The 20,134-nt window shown below is 63.6% G+C and carries 16 protein-coding genes; 14 read left to right on the top strand and 2 right to left on the bottom strand.

Going from position 1 to position 20,134, the window contains the following annotated elements:
* Nucleotides 1-106: 106 nt before the first annotated feature.
* The 6 genes from bcsA to SS05631_RS23065 all read left to right on the top strand — a co-directional run bounded on the left by bcsA (nt 107) and on the right by SS05631_RS23065 (nt 10,184).
* Entirely contained in the window at nt 107-2,278 is a 2,172-nt protein-coding gene (gene bcsA, locus SS05631_RS23090; RefSeq protein WP_095678072.1) for a UDP-forming cellulose synthase catalytic subunit, read from the top strand.
* Nucleotides 2,275-4,614 carry a cellulose biosynthesis cyclic di-GMP-binding regulatory protein BcsB gene (locus SS05631_RS23085; protein WP_037425570.1) on the top strand — a complete coding sequence of 780 codons (2,340 nt, stop codon included), beginning with the start codon at nt 2,275-2,277 and terminating at the stop codon, nt 4,612-4,614. The genes bcsA and SS05631_RS23085 overlap by 4 nt, the downstream gene beginning before the upstream one ends.
* Entirely contained in the window at nt 4,611-5,654 is a 1,044-nt protein-coding gene (locus SS05631_RS23080) for a glycosyl hydrolase family 8 (RefSeq protein WP_037425573.1), read from the top strand. The genes SS05631_RS23085 and SS05631_RS23080 overlap by 4 nt, the downstream gene beginning before the upstream one ends.
* Nucleotides 5,651-7,819 carry a tetratricopeptide repeat protein gene (locus SS05631_RS23075; protein ID WP_037425574.1) on the top strand — a complete coding sequence of 723 codons (2,169 nt, stop codon included), beginning with the start codon at nt 5,651-5,653 and terminating at the stop codon, nt 7,817-7,819. The genes SS05631_RS23080 and SS05631_RS23075 overlap by 4 nt, the downstream gene beginning before the upstream one ends.
* Before the next feature lie 108 nt (nt 7,820-7,927).
* On the top strand, nt 7,928-8,101 hold the full coding sequence (locus SS05631_RS23070; protein ID WP_018237251.1) for a DUF1328 domain-containing protein: 174 nt from the start codon (nt 7,928-7,930) through the stop codon (nt 8,099-8,101).
* Between the two features lie 70 nt (nt 8,102-8,171).
* Nucleotides 8,172-10,184, top strand: coding sequence for an AI-2E family transporter (locus SS05631_RS23065; RefSeq protein WP_037425576.1), 2,013 nt, complete (start codon nt 8,172-8,174; stop codon nt 10,182-10,184).
* Nucleotides 10,185-10,206: 22 nt separating this feature from the next.
* On the opposite strand, the gene SS05631_RS32080 is transcribed toward SS05631_RS23065, so the two are convergent.
* Nucleotides 10,207-10,698: a hypothetical protein gene (locus SS05631_RS32080; protein ID WP_244412364.1), complete on the bottom strand. Its 492-nt coding sequence runs from the start codon at nt 10,696-10,698 to the stop codon at nt 10,207-10,209.
* The gene (locus SS05631_RS32075) at nt 10,695-10,958 is read right to left on the bottom strand and encodes a hypothetical protein (protein ID WP_244412366.1); all 264 of its coding nucleotides are present in this window, start codon (nt 10,956-10,958) and stop codon (nt 10,695-10,697) included. The genes SS05631_RS32080 and SS05631_RS32075 overlap by 4 nt, the downstream gene beginning before the upstream one ends.
* A gap of 316 nt (nt 10,959-11,274) precedes the next feature.
* Here SS05631_RS32075 and SS05631_RS23055 point away from each other — a divergent pair, with 316 nt between their 5' ends.
* The 8 genes from SS05631_RS23055 (at nt 11,275) to yjfF (ending at nt 20,133) form a co-directional block, all read left to right on the top strand.
* Nucleotides 11,275-11,487 carry a hypothetical protein gene (locus SS05631_RS23055; RefSeq protein ID WP_037425578.1) on the top strand — a complete coding sequence of 71 codons (213 nt, stop codon included), beginning with the start codon at nt 11,275-11,277 and terminating at the stop codon, nt 11,485-11,487.
* 99 nt (nt 11,488-11,586) lie between these two features.
* A complete protein-coding gene (locus SS05631_RS23050) occupies nt 11,587-12,420 on the top strand; it encodes an N-formylglutamate amidohydrolase (RefSeq protein WP_037425580.1) in 834 nt (277 codons plus the stop codon).
* On the top strand, nt 12,417-14,315 hold the full coding sequence (locus SS05631_RS23045; protein ID WP_037425582.1) for a flavohemoglobin expression-modulating QEGLA motif protein: 1,899 nt from the start codon (nt 12,417-12,419) through the stop codon (nt 14,313-14,315). The genes SS05631_RS23050 and SS05631_RS23045 overlap by 4 nt, the downstream gene beginning before the upstream one ends.
* Before the next feature lie 9 nt (nt 14,316-14,324).
* Nucleotides 14,325-15,371 carry a glutathione synthase gene (locus tag SS05631_RS23040; protein ID WP_037425584.1) on the top strand — a complete coding sequence of 349 codons (1,047 nt, stop codon included), beginning with the start codon at nt 14,325-14,327 and terminating at the stop codon, nt 15,369-15,371.
* Between the two features lie 138 nt (nt 15,372-15,509).
* Nucleotides 15,510-16,472, top strand: coding sequence for a galactofuranose ABC transporter, galactofuranose-binding protein YtfQ (gene ytfQ / locus SS05631_RS23035; RefSeq protein ID WP_037425587.1), 963 nt, complete (start codon nt 15,510-15,512; stop codon nt 16,470-16,472).
* A 156-nt stretch (nt 16,473-16,628) separates the two neighbouring features.
* Nucleotides 16,629-18,146 carry a galactofuranose ABC transporter, ATP-binding protein YtfR gene (gene ytfR / locus SS05631_RS23030; RefSeq protein WP_037425590.1) on the top strand — a complete coding sequence of 506 codons (1,518 nt, stop codon included), beginning with the start codon at nt 16,629-16,631 and terminating at the stop codon, nt 18,144-18,146.
* Nucleotides 18,143-19,168 (top strand): ABC transporter permease, encoded by a 1,026-nt coding sequence (locus SS05631_RS23025; protein ID WP_037425593.1) that lies wholly within the window; start codon nt 18,143-18,145, stop codon nt 19,166-19,168. Before ytfR ends, SS05631_RS23025 begins: the two co-directional genes overlap by 4 nt.
* Nucleotides 19,165-20,133: a galactofuranose ABC transporter, permease protein YjfF gene (yjfF, locus tag SS05631_RS23020; RefSeq protein ID WP_037425595.1), complete on the top strand. Its 969-nt coding sequence runs from the start codon at nt 19,165-19,167 to the stop codon at nt 20,131-20,133. The genes SS05631_RS23025 and yjfF overlap by 4 nt, the downstream gene beginning before the upstream one ends.
* The last annotated feature ends 1 nt before the right edge of the window (nt 20,134 follow it).

Here is a 20,134-nt window from a genome sequence, read left to right as displayed (position 1 = left end):
ACGGGCGCTAACTCGGGCCTGCTAAGGGGCCAATGGAATCGTCCGATCCGGCTAGTGTTGTAAACCATTGCCAGCGACATGAACGCCGCTGTTGGAAGGCAAATGTATGAGTAAGATCGCGACTCTTGCCGCATGGGTTGTCGTATCCCTTTGCCTGGTCACGCTCATCACGCTGCCCGTCAACATGCAGACGCAGCTGGTCGCAAGCGTCCTCGTCGTGACGTTCATGGGGCTCATCAAGCTCCTGGACGCAGGCGGCAAATGGCGGCTCATCGCGCTTGCCTTCGGCAGTGCCATGGTGCTGCGCTACGTCTACTGGCGCACGACGAGCACCTTGCCGCCTGTCAACCAGCCGGAGAATTTCATTCCGGGCTTCCTGCTTTACCTGGCGGAAATGTACAGCGTCATGATGCTCGGCCTCAGCCTGTTCGTGGTCGCCATGCCGCTTCCGCCGCGGCCCTCCCGTTCGGCGACGCCCGGGAAATACCCGAGGGTCGACGTTTTCGTGCCCTCCTATAACGAGGATGCGGACCTGCTTGCCAACACGCTCGCCGCGGCCAAGGGCATGGACTACCCGGCCGAGAAACTGACGGTCTGGCTGCTTGACGACGGCGGCACTTTGCAGAAGCGCAATTCCACCAATCTCGTCGATGCGCATCGCGCTGCCGCACGACACCGGGAACTGCAGAGACTCTGCGAGGATCTCGGCGTGCGCTACCTCACCCGCGACCGCAACGAACATGCCAAGGCCGGCAATCTCAACAACGGGATGCTCAATTCAAACGGTGAGCTGATCGCCGTATTCGATGCCGACCACGCCCCGGCGCGCGACTTCCTGCTCGAAACGGTCGGCTATTTCGAAGACGATCCGCGCCTGTTCCTGGTGCAGACGCCGCACTTTTTCCTCAACCCCGATCCGCTCGAGCGCAACCTCAGGACCTTCGAGAAGATGCCAAGCGAGAACGAGATGTTCTACGGCATCATCCAGCGCGGTCTTGACAAGTGGAACGCCGCCTTCTTCTGCGGCTCGGCGGCCGTGCTCCGGCGCAAGGCGCTGGAGGATACGAGCGGCTTCAGCGGCTTGAGCATCACCGAGGATTGCGAGACGGCGCTGGCACTGCATGGGCGCGGCTGGAACAGCGTCTATGTCGACCGCCCCTTGATCGCCGGATTGCAGCCGGCGACATTCGCGAGCTTCATCGGCCAGCGCAGTCGCTGGGCGCAGGGAATGATGCAGATCCTGATGTTCCGCTTCCCTCTGCTCAAGGGCGGTTTGTCCATACCGCAGCGCCTCTGCTACATGTCGTCGACGCTCTTCTGGCTGTTTCCGTTCTCGCGGACGATTTTCCTCTTCGCACCGCTGTTCTACCTGTTCTTCGATCTCCAGATCTTCACCGCCTCCGGCGGCGAATTCCTCGCCTATACGCTCGTCTACATGCTCGTGAACCTGACGATGCAGAACTACCTATACGGATCGTTCCGCTGGCCCTGGATATCCGAACTCTACGAATATGCGCAGACGGTTCATCTGCTGCCGGCGGTGGTTTCGGTTCTGCTCAACCCGCGCAAGCCGACGTTCAAGGTGACGGCAAAGGACGAGTCCGTCCTCAAAAGCCGGCTTTCCGAGATCAGCCGGCCCTTCTTCATCATCTTCGCCGTGCTCCTCATCGCCACGGCGCTCGCCATCTACCGGGTCTATACGGAGCCTTACAAGGCGGACATTACCCTCGTCGTCGGCGGCTGGAATCTCCTCAATCTCATCATGGCGGGCTGCGCGCTCGGGGTCGTTTCCGAGCGGGGTGAAAAGGCAGCCTCGCGGCGTGTGAAAGTCAGCCGCCGCTGCGAATTTTCCTTCGGCGAGCAAACCTATCCGGCAACGATCGAGAATGTTTCGGCGCATGGGGCGCGAGTCCAGGTCTACGGCTTACCCACCGACGAACTGCTGATCGATGTCAGGGGGCAGATCCGCTTCCAGCCCTATAGCGGCGACGGTACCTTCGAAACGCTGCCGGTCTCGATCAGGAACATCGAAACCGAGGGCGATCTGACAATCGTCGGCTGCCGCTATCTGCCGGAAATCGCCCGCCACCACAGTCTCGTCGCCGATCTTATCTTTGCGAACTCGCAGCAGTGGAGCGAGTTTCAGCGCCTGCGGCGCGGTAATCCGGGCCTGGTGCGCGGCTCTCTCTGGTTCCTGTGGCTCGCCCTTTATCAGATGAGCCGCGGCCTGATTTACTTCTTCCGCAGCATCAAGACCGAAGCGGGAGCGGGCAAATGAAACGCGTGCTCGCTCTCCTGATGGCTTTCTTGGCCGGCTCGCCGGCGGCTGCACAGCCCTCCCCCTTCGACATGTCCGGGGAGCGCCCTGCCGAACAGCGTGCCGCACCGCCGGTGGAAGAGGCGCCGCAAAGACGAGATGCGGCGCCAAGCTCCGGCAGCCCCAAGGCGGTCTCGCCCCGCCCGGCGGCAGCGCCGTTCCGGCGCTTCGTCCTGCCGTTTCCGACCTTGTCGCTCGCCGGCGAAGCGGACGAGCGCGCCTGGTCCCTCTATCTCACGCCGGCGCAGGCGCAAGCCGGCCGCAGGCTGACCTTTGCCTATCAGAACGCGATCGTCGTTGCGCCCGAGGCATCCGTCCTGTCCGTCCTGGTGAACGGCAAGCTTGTCGGCGAAGGAGCGGTGCAGGCAGCCGACGGGCCGCACGAGCGCAGCTACGACATTCCCGCCGGCCTGTTGCGTACCGGCGAGAACGAGATCCGCTTCCGCGCGCACCACCGCCATCGAACGGACTGCACGATCCAGTCGACCTACGAACTCTGGACAGAGATCGCCTCGGAGAGCGCCTTCATCACATTCGAGGGTGAGGAGCCCCGAGCACTGACCGCAATCGAAGACATTCAGGCCGTCGGCACGAACGAGACCGGGCGAACCCAGTTCAATATCGTGGCGCCCGCGCTGGAGCAGCCGAGCCGCGTACCGGTGCTGATGCGGCTGGCGCAGGGCGTCGGCCTACTCGGGCGCATGCGGTCCCAGTCCATCGTCTTCAGCCGCATCATGCCGGAGCTCGGCAAGCCCGGCGAGCTGACGATCGTTGCCGGAACCGCAACGGAACTCCAGCCCCTGCTTCCCTCGCTGCCCGCCGAGGCGGCGACCGGCACGATTGCCGCCTTCGCGGAAACCGGGACGGCACATGCGCCGGTTCTTGTCCTCAGCGGCCCCGATTGGACGGCCGTGGCGGCGGCGATCGAAACGATCACCGCCGCCACGGAGCAACCCTCGAACATCCCGCGCGACGTCATCAAGACGGAGCGCTGGCGGCTGCCGCAAACGCCGCTGGTGTTTTCCGGCAAGCGGCTGCGCTTTTCCGAACTGGGCGTCGCGACGAGCGAGTTCTCCGGCCGGCGGTTCCGGACGGCCCTCCAGGTGGCGATCCCATCCGATTTCTATGCCGACGCCTATGGCGAGGCCACCATCCTTCTCGATGCCGGCTATACGGAGGCGGTCCGTCCCGGAAGCCGGATCGACGTCTATGTCAACGGCAACATCGCCACGACGGTCGCCCTGGAAGCGTCGGCGGGCGGGATCCTTGGTCACCTTCCGATCAATGTGACGCTGCGGCATTTCCGGCCCGGTGCCAATCTCATCGAGCTCGAAGCGGTCCTGCTGACCGAAGCCGACAAGACATGCGCGCCCGGGACGCCGGCTTCTTCCGAACCGCGCTTTGCCCTGTTCGACACGTCTGAATTCGCGATGCCCGATTTCGCCCGCATCGCACGGCGCCCGGACCTCGCGGCAACGTCCGGCTCCGCCTATCCCTATCGCGGCAGCGCCGATCCGGTGGCACTCTACATCGACAGAGCCGACCCCGACACGCTTTCCGCGGCTGGCACCTTTATCGCGAAGCTGGCCGTCGCCGGCGGACGGCCGATGCAGATCGAAACGATCGCCGATCCGCTGGTGGCCGACGGCAGGCAAGCGCTGTTCATCGGCGCCATGCCGCAGCTGCCGAAGATGGTGCTGACGCAGGCCGGGATCGACCCGGTCAGCCAGGCCTCCTGGGGGAGCGCGAAGGACGTTGCCCAGGGGCGCAACACACAGACGGCGCTGGACGAGTGGCAGACGCGGCTGAAGGGGGGCGGCTGGCGGAGCGCCATTATCGATTTCGAAAGCTGGCTCAAGGAGAATTTCGACATTTCCTTGAATTCGCTGCGACTGATACCGGAGGCCGAGGCGCCTTTCGTGCCGCCGAAAGCGGCGACTCTGCTGGTGGCACAATCGGCCAATCCGGCCGAGAACGCCACCTGGACAGTGGTTGCAGCTCCTTCGCCGGCATTGCTGCGCGAGGGGGTGGCGGCGATCGCGGACACGTCGCGGTGGAGCGAGGTGTCGGGGCACATCGCGGTCTACGACCCCGTGGACGACAAGGTGAGCGCCACGCCGGCCCGCCGCTTCAGACTCATCGAGACGCAGCCGCCGTCTTTCTGGAACTACCGGCTGATCGCCGCGAACTGGCTTTCGACGAACATTCTCTTCTATGCGGTACTGCTCGTCAGCCTTGCAGTCGTGCTCGGACTGGCCACTGCCGTGCTGCTCGGTAAACTGGGGCGCCGAACATGAGATACCTGTTGATATTCGCGCTCCTTCTGGCGGCGCTTGTCGGGCCGGTCGGAGCGGATGAAAGGCGGGCAAGCGTGAAAGCCGACGCCTGGGCGCAGTACAAGTCGAAGTTCCTCGATCCGAGCGGGCGCATCCTCGACGACGCCAATGGCAATGTCAGCCACAGCGAGGGACAGGGATATGGCCTGCTGCTTTCGTTCCTGGCAGACAAACCGGCCGATTTCGAGCAGATCTGGTCCTTCACCCGTCGCGAGCTTCTGTTACGCGACGACGGGCTTGCGGCCTGGAAATGGAGTCCGGACAACGATCCGCATGTTACCGACATCAACAACGCGACCGACGGCGACATTTTGATCGCCTATGGCCTGGCGCTCGCTGCCGAGCGCTGGGGCCGCAGGGATTATTCGCAGGCGGCAGCCACGATCGCCAAGGCCATTCTCGACAAGACCGTCGTCAAACATGGCGGGCGCACGCTGCTATTGCCCGGCGTCGCGGGATTTTCAGCCGCCGACCGGGACGATGGCCCGGTCATCAATCCCTCCTATTGGGTGTTCGAAGCACTGCCCGTGCTCGACCGACTCGTCCCTTCGCCGAAATGGCAAGAGCTCGGGGCAGACGGCAAGACGATGATCCAGGGCATGAAATTTGGACCGCAGGACATGCCGGCCGATTGGGTAAGCGCCAAGACCACACTCAAGCCGGCCGCCGGATTTCCGCGAGAGTTCGGTTTTAACGCTCTGCGAATTCCCCTTTACCTCGTGCGCGCCGATCAATCAGATCGGGAGTTTCTCTTGCGGCTGCAACGTGGGATCTCTGGGCCGCAAGGCGAGCTTCTGACCCGCGATCTCGAAAGCGGAGCGGTGCGCGCGACGCTGACGGATCCAGGTTATCGAATTATTAACCATATTCTGGCCTGTGTGCTCGAAGGCACGAAGATGCCAGAGGACGCCAAGGCGTTCCAACCGACGCAATACTACCCTTCGACCCTGCACCTGCTGGGGTTGTCTTTCGTGGAGGAAAAGCATCCGGAGTGCTTATGAAGTTTCCAGTCATAGCCTTCGCAGGTGTCACCGCAACGGTGATCGGAATCGCCGGCTTCGCCGACGGTAACCATCTGCGCAAGGGCTTGGGAGACCTCATCGCCAGTGCCGCACCGGAACTGGCCGTGCCCTTCGGTAACGTCGGCGACAGCCGGAAGGGCGCGAGAGAGCCGGGTTCGCGCGACGTCGCCCAGGCTGAGACGCCGTCCGAAGCGGAAACCCCTCCGCCTGACGAACCGGCAGCCGTGGACGAATCGGCGCTGCGCTATTTCGCCAGCCAGGGCGATACGGCCCGCCTGCAGGCGGAGATTTCGCGTCTGAGAGCGCTCTATCCCAATTGGACCCCTCCCGAGGATCCCCTGGCAGTTCCGCGCAACGAGGACGTGCAGCTCGAAGCCATGTGGCAGCTCTATGCGGAAGGCCGCTACGCCGAGGTGCGCAAGGCGATCGCCGACCGGAGATCGAGAGAAGCCGGTTGGCAGCCGCCCGCCGACCTCCTTGAGCGCCTCGATGTCGCCGAGGCCCGGGCAAGGCTCGTCAATGCATCCGATCTCAAGCAATACGAGACTGTCATTCAAGTCGGGGCGAGCACGCCCATCCTGCTCACCTGCAGCGAGGTTGACGTGCTTTGGCGCGTCGCCGAAGCTTTTGCGGAAACGAAGCGCCAAGGACGGGCGCGCGACGCCTATCTCTACATCCTGAAGAATTGCGACAGCGGACCGGAGCGGCTCGCGACGCTGCAGAAGGCAGCAGCTCTCCTGCCCTATGCCATGGTCCAGGAACTGCTTTCCTACGAGAAACCCAACGCATCAGGCACGCTGGAGTTCGAAAGCATCCGCGACGACCTCGCCCGCCGCTTCGTTGCCGAGGGTGAAGATGACGCGACGCTCGCCGTCGACCCGAAATACCTGCAGCGGGTCGAACGGCTGGTCGAGACGCAAGGAACGGCATCGGACGCGCTGCTGCTCGGCTGGTATCACCTGCGCCGCAAGAACATGAGCGCGGCGGAGCAATGGTTCAGGCGTGCGCGCGAGAAGCAGGATTCCGCCTCCGCCTCGCAAGGCCTGGCGCTCACCTTGATCGACCGCAAGGCGCCGGAAGAAGCCGAGAAGGTGCTCTATCCCTGGCGGGATGCTTCGGCCGACGCTCGCGCCACCTATATGGCCGCAACCGCCAATCTGCTGGCGATGGAACCGCCGGTGATTCTCACCGGCGAAGTCCTTCAACGCATAGCGCAGGAGACCATCAAGGCGCGCGATCCGGCCACTGCGCAGCAGTTCGGCTGGTATGCCCGCACGCTGGGGCAGCCGCAGACGGCCCTTCAATGGTTTTCGACGGCGCTCAGTTGGAAACCGGATGACGAGCCGTCGGCCTATGGTCTGGCGATCACCCGCCATCAACTTGGCGACACCGCCGGCACGGCCGAGATCCAGCGGCTTTGGGCGGGCCGTTCGGAGCGGATCGCTCGTCTGGGCGAGCCGGAGAAGCCGGCGGAACCCGCTCAGCTGCCGGCTCCGCCGGTGCTGCAAGGTGCAAAGCCGAACGTAGCGGCAGGCGGTCAGCCAGCCGGCGCCGTTGTCCGCCGACAAGGCGGCTTGCCCGCGCGGGTCGGCACCGCGCCGCGTCAGGTCGTGCGAAGGACGATAGCCTGCCGCGAGACCCTCGACCCGAGCCGCCTGTCGCCGCAGGCGGCGTTGGCACGGGGATGGTGCCTGATGGACATGAACCGTCCGCTTGAAGCCGTCCAAGCCTTCGAGGTTGCGCTTCGCGCCCCCGCTTCCGCCGTGAGGGAGGATGCCGCCTACGGTCAGAGCCTGGCCTATCTTCGCGCCGGACTGACAAGCAAGGCGGCCGTCGCCGCGACGAAGTCGCCGCAAAGCCGTGCCCGCGTGGCCGAACTGCAGACCGCCATCCTGGCAGACCGGGCAATCGCCGCCTTCGACGCCGGCCGCTACCGAGAAACCCTGATATTCCTCGATCAGTTGCGGCGGATTTCCACGGAGCGTACCGACCTGATGGTCCTGCGCGGCTATGCCTATCTCAACCTCAACCGCTTCGCGGAAGCGAAGCGCATCTTCGAAGCCGCCGCGGCAACCGGTAACCGGGACGCGCGGCGGGGCCTCGCCGATGTCAGCAGGGAACAGGAGATCTGGCCGAACAAGTAGCAGGCGATTGCTCCTCTACAGCGACTCCGATTTTTCGGGCCGCCACGCTAGGCTTCGTCCATGGCCGCTCTACTTGCTTAGGAGGACGCTACGAACAAGGGTTGCGCCATGCTCAAGTGGGCTCTCATTTTCCTGGTCATATCGCTGATAACGGGCTTCCTCGGTTTTTCCGGCATCTCCGCGGCGACGGCCGGGATCGCCAAGATCCTGTTCTATCTGGCGCTCGCCATATTCCTGCTCTTCCTGATCCTTGCCCTGCTCGCCGGCAGCGCCGTGGTGTAGGCCTCATCTTGCCCAAGGCCCTTCGGAGATGCACAAAGCAGTCTGATGGTTTTGGGGGCATAGGGATAAGATGCTGAGGTTTTCTCGGAGAGCCGATCAGGATCAGGTCAAGGCCGGCAGCCGATCGTTGCAGATCGCTTTCGCGCCAGGGTCGTCAGCAATCGCGCAGCCTTCCCGGCTTCCAACGCTTGCCGCGACGGCGGCGACGGTGGCCGTTCTTTATTTCGCCAGCGAAGTGTTTCTGCCGCTTGCGATCGCGATCCTGCTGACATTTGCGCTGGCACCCGTGGTTTCGCGGCTCAGAAGAGCCGGCTTGCCGCGCTCGGTCGCAGTTATAGTCACCGTCGCGACAGCCTTCCTGTTCCTCTCGGCATTCAGCGTCATCCTGGCCGTGCAGGTCAGCGAAGTGGCGCAGAATCTCCCCACCTACCAATACAACATCATCGAGAAGATCAGGGTTCTGAAGGAGGCGGGCTCGGAAAGCCAGATCTTCGACCGCATCAGCCGCGTCGTGGAAAGGATCAGCACGGAGATCAGCCGGCCGAGGCCCGAAACGCCCGTATCCCCTGCACCGGAACCCGGGCAGAAACCGCTTCTTGTAGAGATATTCTCTCCTGAACGCCCGATCGAAACGCTCAGGAATATCATCAATCCCCTGCTCGGGCCTTTGGCCACGACCGGTCTCGTCATCGTTGTCGTGATCTTTATGCTCTTCGAAAGAGAGGATCTGCGCGACCGCTTCATCCGGCTTGTCGGTTATGGCGATCTGCACCGCACGACCGAGGCACTGCAGGATGCCGCCGCGCGTGTCGGCCAGTATCTGCTCATGCAGCTGGTGGTGAACATCACCTACGGGATACCGCTGGCGGTCGGCCTCTGGTTGCTCGGCATACCCAATGCGATTCTCTGGGGAATGCTCGCTATCGTGCTGCGTTTCGTCCCCTATATCGGCCCCGTCATCGCCGCTGTCCTTCCGCTGTTTCTCGCCTTCGCCGCCGCTCAGGGTTGGAGCCTGCTGTTCTGGACGGCGGCTCTCTTCATTGTCCTGGAACTGCTAAGCAACAATGTCGTCGAGCCCTGGCTCTACGGTTCGCGGACCGGCCTTTCGCCGCTCGCGATCATCGTCGCGGCGATTTTCTGGGCCTGGCTCTGGGGGCCGGTCGGCCTGGTGCTGTCGACGCCGCTCACCGTTTGTCTTGTCGTGCTCGGCCGCCATGTCCCGCAGTTCGAATTCCTCGAAATCCTCTTGGGCAACGAGCCGGTGCTGGACCCCAAGGAACGGCTCTATCAACGACTGCTGGCCGGCGATCCGGACGAGGCGACCGACAACGCCGAAGAAATGCTCGAGGAGAAATATCTCGTCGAATTCTACGACACGGTCGCAATTCCCGCCCTGCTGCTCGCCGAGCACGACCGCACCCGTGGCGCTTTGTCCGAGCCGCAGGTGGCTCAGATAGCTCAAAGCGCCCGCACGCTTGTCGCCAATCTCGAGGAAATCGCCGCCGAAGAGGAAGAAGAGGACGAGGAGGATGAGGCCGGCGAAAATAACGGCGAAGGAGACGATCAGAGCGACGACTATGACTTGCCACTCGGAGACGGAAAATCCGTGCTCTGCATCGGCGGACGCGGCGAACTCGACGATGTGACGGCGGCGATGCTCGCCCAGGTCATCCGCGTCCAAGGGGCGGATGTCGCTGCCGCAAGCCATGACGACCTGAAGCCCGGGACCATTCGGGCGCTGCCCTTCCCGGGGCGCAACGCGATTCTCGTGACTTTCCTCGATCAGGATTCACTTCGCCATGCGAAATTCATCGTGCGCCGGCTGAAACGCCTCACGCCGATCGCCCGCATCGGCATCGTGCTGTGGCGGGAAGACGGCACGCCGATCGCCGAACTGGTCGAAGAGCTGCAAGCCGATTTCGTTGTCTCTGTGATCTCCGACGCCGTCCGTGAGGCGCTTTCCGAGGAGGTGGCGCGGCCATTGAAGGCCGTGCGCGCGAAGATTGCCCGCCGCCATCAGGCGCGCAGGCGGCGTGGTTCGACTGCGGAGAAAACGGCTCCCGCCGGCCAGGACGCGGTATAGACCGCATCCTCCGGATCACGGCTCAGGCAGCGCAAGAAGCCGCGTCACGCGACGCCGGCAGACCAGCGGCGCGGGTTCGTTCGACCAGCGCCCCCAATATGCCCTTGTCCTTGAAAAGCTCCTGGCCAATCAGATACTCGGCCGACAGTGAGGGGTCTAGGGCGAGCGCCTGGGCCACGAGTTCAGCCCCGCGCGGTGTCTCACCGCGAGCCATGCGCGCCGCGATCCGATAGAGATAGGTGCGGCGCGTCTGGAACGGCAGCTTGTGGGCCACTTCGAACATGTCCTCAAAACGATCGAGCGCGTAAAGAGCCGCTACCCGCTCCTCGGTGATCCAGACGGGGAGAAACGGATCCAGTGTTTCGGCGCGATCGAGGAGTTCGAGCGCCCGCAAGGGCTCGCCGGCGAACAGGTAGAAAGCCGCGCAGCGGCCGACTGTGTAGGCGTCGTTCGGCGCCAATTCGATCGCGCGTTCATGGTGGAAGCGCGAGGCGACGAAATCGCCGCGCTTCATTTTGATCGCGCCCATGATGCGGTGGGCCTCGGGACGCCATCGCCGCGCAGATCCTCGCCGACGACGACCACGTCGGCGAGATGCAGGCCGAAGCGCATGTCCTGCGACGAAGTCCGGGGCACGGCCGCGATCGCTCCGCGCATCTCCATGGCGGCACGCAGCGCGTTGACCGGGCTGGAGAATTCCGCGAGGACGGCGTCGCCCGCCGTATTGAAGACCCGGCCCTCGAAGCGGGTTACGATCTCTCCAATGATGGTCATGCAATCGACCAGGCGCGCGATCGTCTGCTCCTCGTCGTGCTCCATCGCCGACGTGGAGGCGACAAAATCGCCGACCAGAATGGCAGCCAGTTTCCGCTACATCTCGCTGTTCCCTGCACGGCTCAAGGAAAGCGCGAATGATAGCATAGCGGTCCGCAAAGCGCCTAATCCGGCCCGCCGGACGATCCGCGCAGAAACTCGCATCCGCAGAGCAAAAAGCGTATAAACTTCATAGCTGTGTCCCGGGAGCGTCCAGAAGCCGGGAACGTTCCGAGGGCGCTGGCGTTCTGAACCGGGAAGAACGTGGAGTAAAGCCATGGAACAGATGAATGCGCGCAAGCTGGCGGACGAATATCTGCGCCTCGGCGGCCACCGCCGTGTGGTCATCGACGACAACGTGACGTCGATCCGGAATTGGGAGCCGGAGCCGGACGAGGCCGAGGCGTTCTGGAAGACCAATGTCGAAACGCTCAGCCCCGAGCGGCAGCGGGAAGTAGAGCTCTTCCTGCCCACGATCAATCGCGCGTAAGAAGACTGGTCTTCCTCCAACATTTGGAACCGAAAAACTTTGTTCGGGATTGTAGCTGGCGAATGCCATCCATCGACGGGCGGATGCGGCAGCGGAACCATGGACATGAACATCGCTCAGGAAGTCACCGACTTGACGCTCGCAGCCGCCGGCGAATGGTGGACGCAGCACCGCGGCCAGTCGCCCGTCGTCGCAACCGCCATCCACAACGGCCACGCGATGCGTGACGCAGCCAAGCGCCTCTGCGGGCTTACCGAGGAAGAGCGCCTCCGCGAGGAGGACCCCTTTACCGAGTTCATCATCCGCGACGTGCCGAACCGGATCGTCGTTCACCGGTCCCGTTTCGAGGTCGATCTCAACCGGCCGCGCGATGGCGCAATCTACCTGCGGCCGGAACAGGCCTGGGGTCTCAACGTCTGGACTGGCGAACTGCCGAGCGAGATCACCGAGGCGTCGCTCGCCATGCACGACGAATATTATGCGATGCTGAAATCCTATCTCAGCGGCATCGAGCGCTGCCACGGGCGCTTCGTCGTCCTTGACGTGCACAGCTACAACCACCGTCGCGCCGGCCGCGAGGCGGAGCCGACGTTCGCGGCTGAAGCGCCGGACGTCAATATCGGCACCTTTTCCATGGACCGCAAGAAATGGGCGCCGCTCGTCGATCGCTTCGTGGAAGCGATCCGGTCCTTCGACTTCCCCGGCGGCCGCCTCGATGTCCGGGAAAACATCGCCTTTCAGGGCCGCGGATACCAGACGCGCTTCATCCACGAACAGTTCCCGCAGACGGGCTGCGCCATCGCCGTGGAGTTCAAGAAGATCTTCATGGAGGAATGGACCGGAGAACCATTCGCCGAGACGCTTCGCGCGCTCCGGCAACTGCTCGCCTCGACGCTGCCGGCCCTCGCCGACGCCCTGGAGGCGGAGCGATGAAGTCGGCAAGCGCACCCCTCGCTGTGAGAGCGGGGCAGCCGAATTGGCTGACCGAAGCGCTCGCGGCAATCGAAGCGGGCAAGGCGGTGCGGAAGGAACTGCCGGACGGAGGCCGGCTTCATATCGATCGAGCCCTGCCTTTTCTCTGCGTCCATGTCTCGGACGTCGGCCATGCTCCCGTCGCGCGCGAAATCACCCAGGCGAACGCTTCCTATCTTCTCGCGCCGGACAGCCCGACCGCCGAACTGATCGTCTCTGCCGTCGGGGCTCTCTTAGAACGCCGCTTCGGTGCCTTCATGGTGCTCGAAATGGGGGAACTCGCTTCTGACGAGTTGCTCACCGACAAGGAACCGTTTCTGCCGCCCTTCACGATCGAAGTGACGGCGGAAAAAACCGGACCCATTCGTGCAGCCGCACGTGCCTTCATCGCAGCCATCGAGGCGATCCAGGTCAAGTTCCGCACGCCGCGAGTCGAAGTCCACAACTGGCCGGGAGACGGGCGAACCGCGGCCGGGGCGCTCGACATCCCCTTCCCGTCGATGCGCGTGCGCTTTGCGCCGGTCTACCGCCAGCAGGAGTCGGGCAACATCTACCCGGAGCTGCGCGAGCGTCTCGTCGCTGCGATCTTCGATGCCGGCCTGCACGCCTTTTCGGCTTTTGCCACTTCGACGGGGAGCCTGACCGCCCCCACGCATCGCGCCCTGGGGCGGAAGGCCTTTGTCGACGCGGTCGTGCGCACCGACCGCTGCATCGACGAAGTGGCCTCGACTTTCGATTTCCTGCTTGCCGTCACGCCGATCAACGCCGAGGCCGCCTGGAGCGAGTTTGCCTCCAGCGGTTTCGATCGCACGCCGCGCTTCCTCTATCGACCCTTGACGCTGCAGGTGGAGGCGGCCAAGCGAAAGCTCTTTTCCATTTCCTTCGAGCATCTCGAGGATCCGGTGCTCTACCAACTGTACCGGGAGAAGCAGCAGGAGCTCGATCTGCAACTCTCGATCCTTTCCGCACGGGAAACGACAAAGTTCATCGAATTCGGCCGAGCGCTTTACGGTCCCGTGGAGGCCGAGCTCCTGCGCGTGGCCGAGACCATCCTTGGCGTCAGCGACAGCGGCGCAAAGAAGAGCCGCCATTCGGCATCGGCGATCCGACCGCCGGCGGATTGCCACTTCGTCGAAAGACGCGCGCGCGAAATGATCGCCGAGTATCAGCGCCGCTGCAGCGACTTCGAAGCACGCGTCGAAGTGCGGGATGACCTGCCCTCCGGCTTGCTCGTATCGGGCAGGCGATTGCTGATCTCGCGGAGCACCCTGATGCCGATCGATCGCGTCGAAGCGATCCTCAGCCACGAGATCGGGGTTCATCTGCTGACCTATTTTAACGGCTCGGCCCAGGGGTTGCGCCTGTTTCGCTCGGGTCTTGCGGGATACGAGGGCATGCAGGAGGGGCTGGCGGTCTTTGCGGAATATCTGTCCGGCGGGATGACGAGCGAACGGCTGCGCCTGATCGCCGCACGCGTGATTGCCTGCGCCGCCATGCTCGACGGGGCCTCGCTGCCGGACACCTATCGGCTGCTCGCGCGTGAGCGCGGCCTGCCGGAGGCGGATGCCTTCAACGTCGTGTTGCGCGTCTATCGCGGCGGCGGGCTGGTCAAGGACGCAATCTATTTGCGGGGGCTCCTGCAACTGCTTCACCATCTGGCCGAGGGCGGAGCGCTCGAGCCCTTCTGGATGGGAAAGATCGCGGCCTCGCATTTCCGGGTCATGCAGGAGCTCAGTGCCCGCGGCCTGATCGGGGCGCCGGCGGTGCGCCCCATGTTCATCGACCATCCGCAAACCCCGGCGCGACTTGAGAGGGCGCGATCGGGAATGTCCCCGCTCGATCTCTTGGACAGTTAGGAGACGCCCATGCGCATCGCCTTTTTCGTCAACTCCATCGAGGGCGAGGCAACGTATTACACGACGACGTCGCTGGCGTTGGCGGCGCTCTCCCGCGGCCACGAGGTCTGCTATGTCACGCCGGGAGACTTCGTGCTCCGCCCGGACGACAGCCTGCTCATCCGCGCAACGACCCTGACCGGCTCCAAACCGAAGAAGCCAGAAACGCTGCTCGCGAGCCTCAGAAGCGCTCAGGAGAAGGTGACCACCATGGAGATAAGCGAGATCCAGGTGCTCTTCCTCAGAAACGATCCCTCCGAGGACGCTGACCGGCGCCCCTGGGCCGTCTATGTCGGGACCAATTTTGGACGCTTGGCCGCGGCCCGGGGCGTCATCGTCGTCAACGACCCCGACGGCTTGGCGCTGGCGCAGAACAAGCTCTATTTCCAGGGCTTCCCGGAGGTCGTGCGACCGACGACGATGATCTCCAGGAGCATCGAGGAAATCCGCGCCTTCATCGACGACCATCCGGACGGCGTGATCCTGAAACCGCTGCAGGGATCCGGTGGCAAGAACGTATTCAAGATCCGCTCCAAGGACGAAGCCAACCTCAACCAGATCTTCGAGGCGGCGAGCGGAACCGGATACCTGATCGCCCAGAACTATCTTCCGGAGGCGGTCGGCGGCGACATTCGGCTTTTCCTGATGAACGGACGGCCGCTCGAGCGCGAAGGCGTCTATGCCGCCTTCCGACGCGTACCGGCAAAGGGCGATGTCCGCTCGAACCTGCACGCCAGCGGCACCGCCGAACCGGCGACCGTCACACCGGAAATTCTCGCCATAGCCGAAAAGCTGCGGCCCAAACTGATCGAGGACGGTATGTTTCTGGTCGGACTCGATATCGTCGGCGACCGTGTCCTGGAAGCCAATGTCTTCACCCCTGGCGGCCTGCCCGAAATCGAAGCGGCGCACGGGGTCGATTTCGGCGAGGACATCGTCATGGCGCTGGAGGAGAAGGTGCGGCTGCAGCAGCTCTATCAGGGCGCGCTCCCCAACCGCACGCTGGCGACACTTTGAGAAGGTACCAGGCCCACATTTTGCGGATGAATCCACAAGAACAAAAACAGTTGCATTCAAATGTGAGTTTACAAAAGTAATATTATATGATTTTTTCTCCACAGCTGCATCGAGAGCAGCTTTCTTTGGGAGGAAATCATGAAATTCGTGAAGGCACTTGCTAGTGCAACGATCCTTGCTGCCTGCACTTTCGGCAGCGCTTCGGCCGACGAGCTCGTCGTCGGCTTTTCCCAGATCGGATCGGAATCCGGCTGGCGCGCCGCGGAGACGACGCTGACGAAGCAGCAGGCCGAACAGCGCGGCATCGACCTCAAATTTGCCGATGCGCAGCAGAAGCAAGAAAACCAGATCAAGGCGATTCGCTCCTTCATCGCCCAGGGCGTCAACGCCATCCTTCTCGCGCCGGTCGTCGCCACCGGCTGGGACGAAGTCCTGCAGGAAGCCAAGGATGCCGAAATCCCGGTGATCCTGCTCGACCGCACCGTCGACGCACCGAAGGAGCTTTATCTGACGGCAGTGACTTCGGACCTCGTGCATGAAGGCAATGTCGCCGGCAAGTGGCTCGTCGATACCGTGGCGGGCAAGCCCTGCAACGTCGTCGAGCTTCAGGGCACGACCGGCTCCTCGCCCGCCATCGACCGCAAGAAGGGCTTCGAAGCGGCGCTCGCCGGCAAGGACAACCTGAAGATCGTCCGCAGCCAGACCGGCGACTTCACCCGTACGAAGGGCAAGGAAGTCATGGAAAGCTTCCTGAAGGCCGAGGACGGCGGCAAGAACATCTGCGCACTCTACGCCCATAACGACGACATGGCCGTCGGCGCGATCCAGGCGATCAAGGAAGCCGGCCTGAAGCCGGGCAAGGATATCCTCGTCGTCTCGATCGACGCCGTTCCGGACATCTTCCAGGCCATGGCCGCCGGCGAAGCCAACGCCACGGTCGAACTGACGCCGAACATGGCCGGCCCGGCCTTCGATGCGCTTGCTGCCTATCTGAAGGACGGCAAGGAGCCGGCAAAGTGGATCCAGACGGAATCGAAGCTCTACACCCAGGCCGACGATCCGATGAAGGTCTATGAGGAAAAGAAGGGCCTCGGTTACTGATCTCGCTTGCGGCCCACGCGATCCGCTCGCGTGGGCCGACAATGTTCCGTGGCGTCTCACCGTTCGCCTCGGAAAGAACGCCTGATCCTTGGCGAGGAATGGCGCGCGACTCCCCGAAACGGCATCGCGCCGCCTTCCGGTGCAGAGACAGTTTCCATGCAGACCAGCAACGACAAAATTCTCTCGGCCGTCCGCATCGAGAAGGGCTTTCCCGGAACGAAGGCGCTCGACAAGGTCGACTTTCACCTCAGGCGCGGCGAGGTCCATGCGCTGCTCGGTGAAAACGGCGCCGGCAAATCGACGCTCATCAAATGCCTGACCGGCGCCTATCGCAGGGACGGCGGCAGCATCCTCCTTGACGGTGCCGAAGTCGACCCGCGCGATACCTTCGACGCCCAGCGGCTCGGCATCGGTACGGTCTACCAGGAGGTCAATCTCCTGCCGAACCTGACCGTCGCGGAAAATTTGTTCCTCGGCCGCCAGCCGCGCCGCTTCGGCATGGTCGATACGCGCACCATGAACCGCAAGGCCCGTGAGCTGCTTGCCGAATACGAGCTCGACCTTGATGTCACCCGCGACCTCGCAAGCTATTCGGTGGCGATCCAGCAGGTCGTGGCGATCGCCCGCGCCGTCGATCTGTCCGGCAAGGTGCTGATCCTCGACGAGCCGACGGCGAGCCTCGACGCGCACGAGGTCGCCATGCTCTTCCGCATCGTCCGGCGCCTCAAGGCGCGCGGCCTCGGCATCATCTTCATCACCCACTTCCTCGAACAGGTCTACGAAATCTCCGACCGCATCACCGTGCTCCGCAACGGTCAACTCGTCGGCACGCGCGAAACGTCCGATCTCAACCGGCGCGACCTGATCGCCATGATGATCGGTCGTGAGCTCGCAGCCGAGATTCATTCTGTGCGCGCCGCGACCGCCGAGGGCCGGATGCGCTACCGCTTCAGGAACTATGGCCGCCGCGGCCGCATCAATCCTTTCGATCTCGACGTCCGGGCCGGCGAGGTGGTCGGCATCGCCGGCCTGCTCGGCTCCGGACGCACGGAAACGGCGGAGGTGCTCTTCGGCGCCCATCGCGCCGACAGCGGCAGCGCGGAAATCGACGGCCAGACGGTCGATCTGTCGTCGCCGCGGGCGGCGATCCGCCACAAATTCGGCTTCTGCCCGGAAGACCGCAAGACGGCCGGTATCGTTGGCGATTTGTCGGTGCGCGAAAACATCGTGCTGGCGCTGCAGGCAAGGCGCGGCTGGACGCGGCCGCTCTCGCGCGCCGAACAGAACCGGCTGGCCGACCAGTACATTCGAGCGCTCGACATCCGAACCGCCGACCGCGAGAAGCCGATCAAGCTCTTATCCGGCGGCAACCAGCAGAAAGCGATCCTCGCCCGCTGGCTTGCGACCGAACCAGAATTCCTGATCCTAGACGAACCGACCCGCGGCATCGATGTCGGCGCGCATGCCGAGATCGTCAGGCTGATCGAGAGCCTGCGCGAGAAGGGCCTGTCGCTGATTGTCATCTCGTCCGAAATCGAGGAACTGGTCGCCTATAGCTCCCGCGTCGTCGTGCTGCGCGACCGCAGCCACGTCGCCGAGCTCGGCGGAGACCGTATTACAGCGCATCAGATCGTCGAAGCGATCGCAGCGGCAAACGAGCGGGAGGCATCGTGACATCGATCGTGCGAACCTATCTTGGCAGGCTGCTGCCGCAATTGATCGCTCTGGCAATCATCATCACCGCGATTTCAATCATTTTTCCCGGTTTCCTCCACCTGCAGATTCAGAACGGCCGGCTTTACGGCAGCCTCATCGATATCCTCAACCGCGGCGCGCCCGTGGTACTACTGGCGATCGGTATGACGGTCGTCATCGCCACCAAGGGCATCGATCTCTCGGTCGGCGCCGTGATGGCGATCTGCGGCGCGGTCTCCGCCTCGCTGATCACCTCCGGCCATTCGCTGGCCGAAACGCTACTCGTCACCCTTGCCGTCGGCATCCTCTGCGGGGTTTGGAACGGCATTCTCGTCGCCGTCCTCGATATCCAGCCGATCATCGCCACCCTCGTGCTGATGGTCGCCGGGCGCGGCATCGCCCAGCTCATCACCGAGGGCGCCATCCTCACCTTCAACGATGCCGGCCTCATTTTCATCGGTAGCGGCTCCTTCCTGGGCCTGCCGATGCCGGTCGTCATCTGGCTGGTCTTCGGCATTCTCGTCGCGCTCGTCGTCCGGCAGACGGCGCTCGGTATGCTGGTCGAGGCAGTGGGCGTCAACAGGGAGGCGAGCACGCTCTCGGGCGTCTTCACGCCGGTGCTGCTGATTGCGGCCTATGTCCTTTCCGGCCTGTGCGCGGCGATCGCCGGCGTCATCGCCGCCGCCGATATCAAGGGGGCCGACGCCAATAATGCCGGGCTCTGGCTGGAGCTCGACGCGATCCTTGCGGTTGTGGTCGGCGGCACGTCGCTGCTCGGCGGCCGGTTCAGCATCGCCGCATCGGTCCTCGGCGCCGTCATCATCCAGGCGATCAACACCGGCATTCTCCTGTCGGGCTTCCCGCCGGAATTCAACCTGATCATCAAGGCGGCGATCATCGTCTTCATCCTGGTGCTGCAGTCGCCGCGTTTCCGGACCGCCTTCACCTTCGTCAGCATGCCACGCGCAGCCGGCAAACCGACCGAGCGAGAAGCAAAATGAAGCAGAAATATCTTCCGCTTACGGCGACGATCCTCATCTTCCTTCTGAGCTACGTGCTCTGTGCCGCGCAATACCCGAACATGCTTTCGACGCGGGTGATCGGCAATCTGCTGACCGACAACGCATTTCTCGGCATCGCCGCCGTCGGCATGACCTTCGTCATCCTTTCCGGCGGCATCGATCTCTCGGTCGGCGCGGTGATCGCCTTTACCGGCGTCTTCCTTGCGGTCGTGCTCGAACAGACCAGCATCCATCCGCTCGCCGCCTTCGTGCTGGTGCTCGCCATCACGACGCTCTTCGGGGCGCTGATGGGCGCAATCATCCATCATCTCGAAATGCCGGCCTTCATCGTCACCCTTGCCGGGATGTTCCTCGCCCGCGGCATGGCCTTCGTGCTGTCGATCGATTCCATTCCGATCAAGCACCCCTTCTACGCGACGCTGAAGAGCCTCTATTTCAAGCTGCCTGGCGGCGGGCGCATCACACTGATCGGCGGCCTGATGCTGCTCGTCTTTGCCGTCGGCATCCTTATCGCCCACCGCACCCGCTTCGGGACGAATGTCTACGCCCTTGGCGGCGGCACGGCGACGGCCAAGCTCATGGGCGTGCCGGTCGCCAGCACGACCGTCAGGATCTACGCGCTGTCGGGGCTCCTGGCCGGACTTTCCGGCATCGTCTTCTCGCTCTATACCTCGGCCGGCTATTCCCTTGCCGCCGTCGGCGTCGAGCTCGATGCGATCACTGCGGTCGTCATCGGCGGAACGCTGTTGACCGGCGGCTCCGGCTTTGTTGCCGGCACGCTCGTCGGTATCTTCATCCAAGGCCTCATCCAGACCTACATCACCTTCGACGGCACCCTTTCGAGCTGGTGGACCAAGATCCTGATCGGCCTGCTGCTCTTCGCCTTCATCCTCCTGCAGAAGGGGATCATCCGCCTCTCCCGCCCTGATCGGCAGCACGCATGAC

The sequence above is a fragment of the Sinorhizobium sp. CCBAU 05631 genome, assembly GCF_002288505.1.
Taxonomy (GTDB): Bacteria; Pseudomonadota; Alphaproteobacteria; order Rhizobiales; family Rhizobiaceae; genus Sinorhizobium; species Sinorhizobium fredii_C.
The sequence above is the reverse complement of the archived record's forward strand: the minus strand, read 5'-3'. Positions and strand labels throughout refer to the sequence as shown.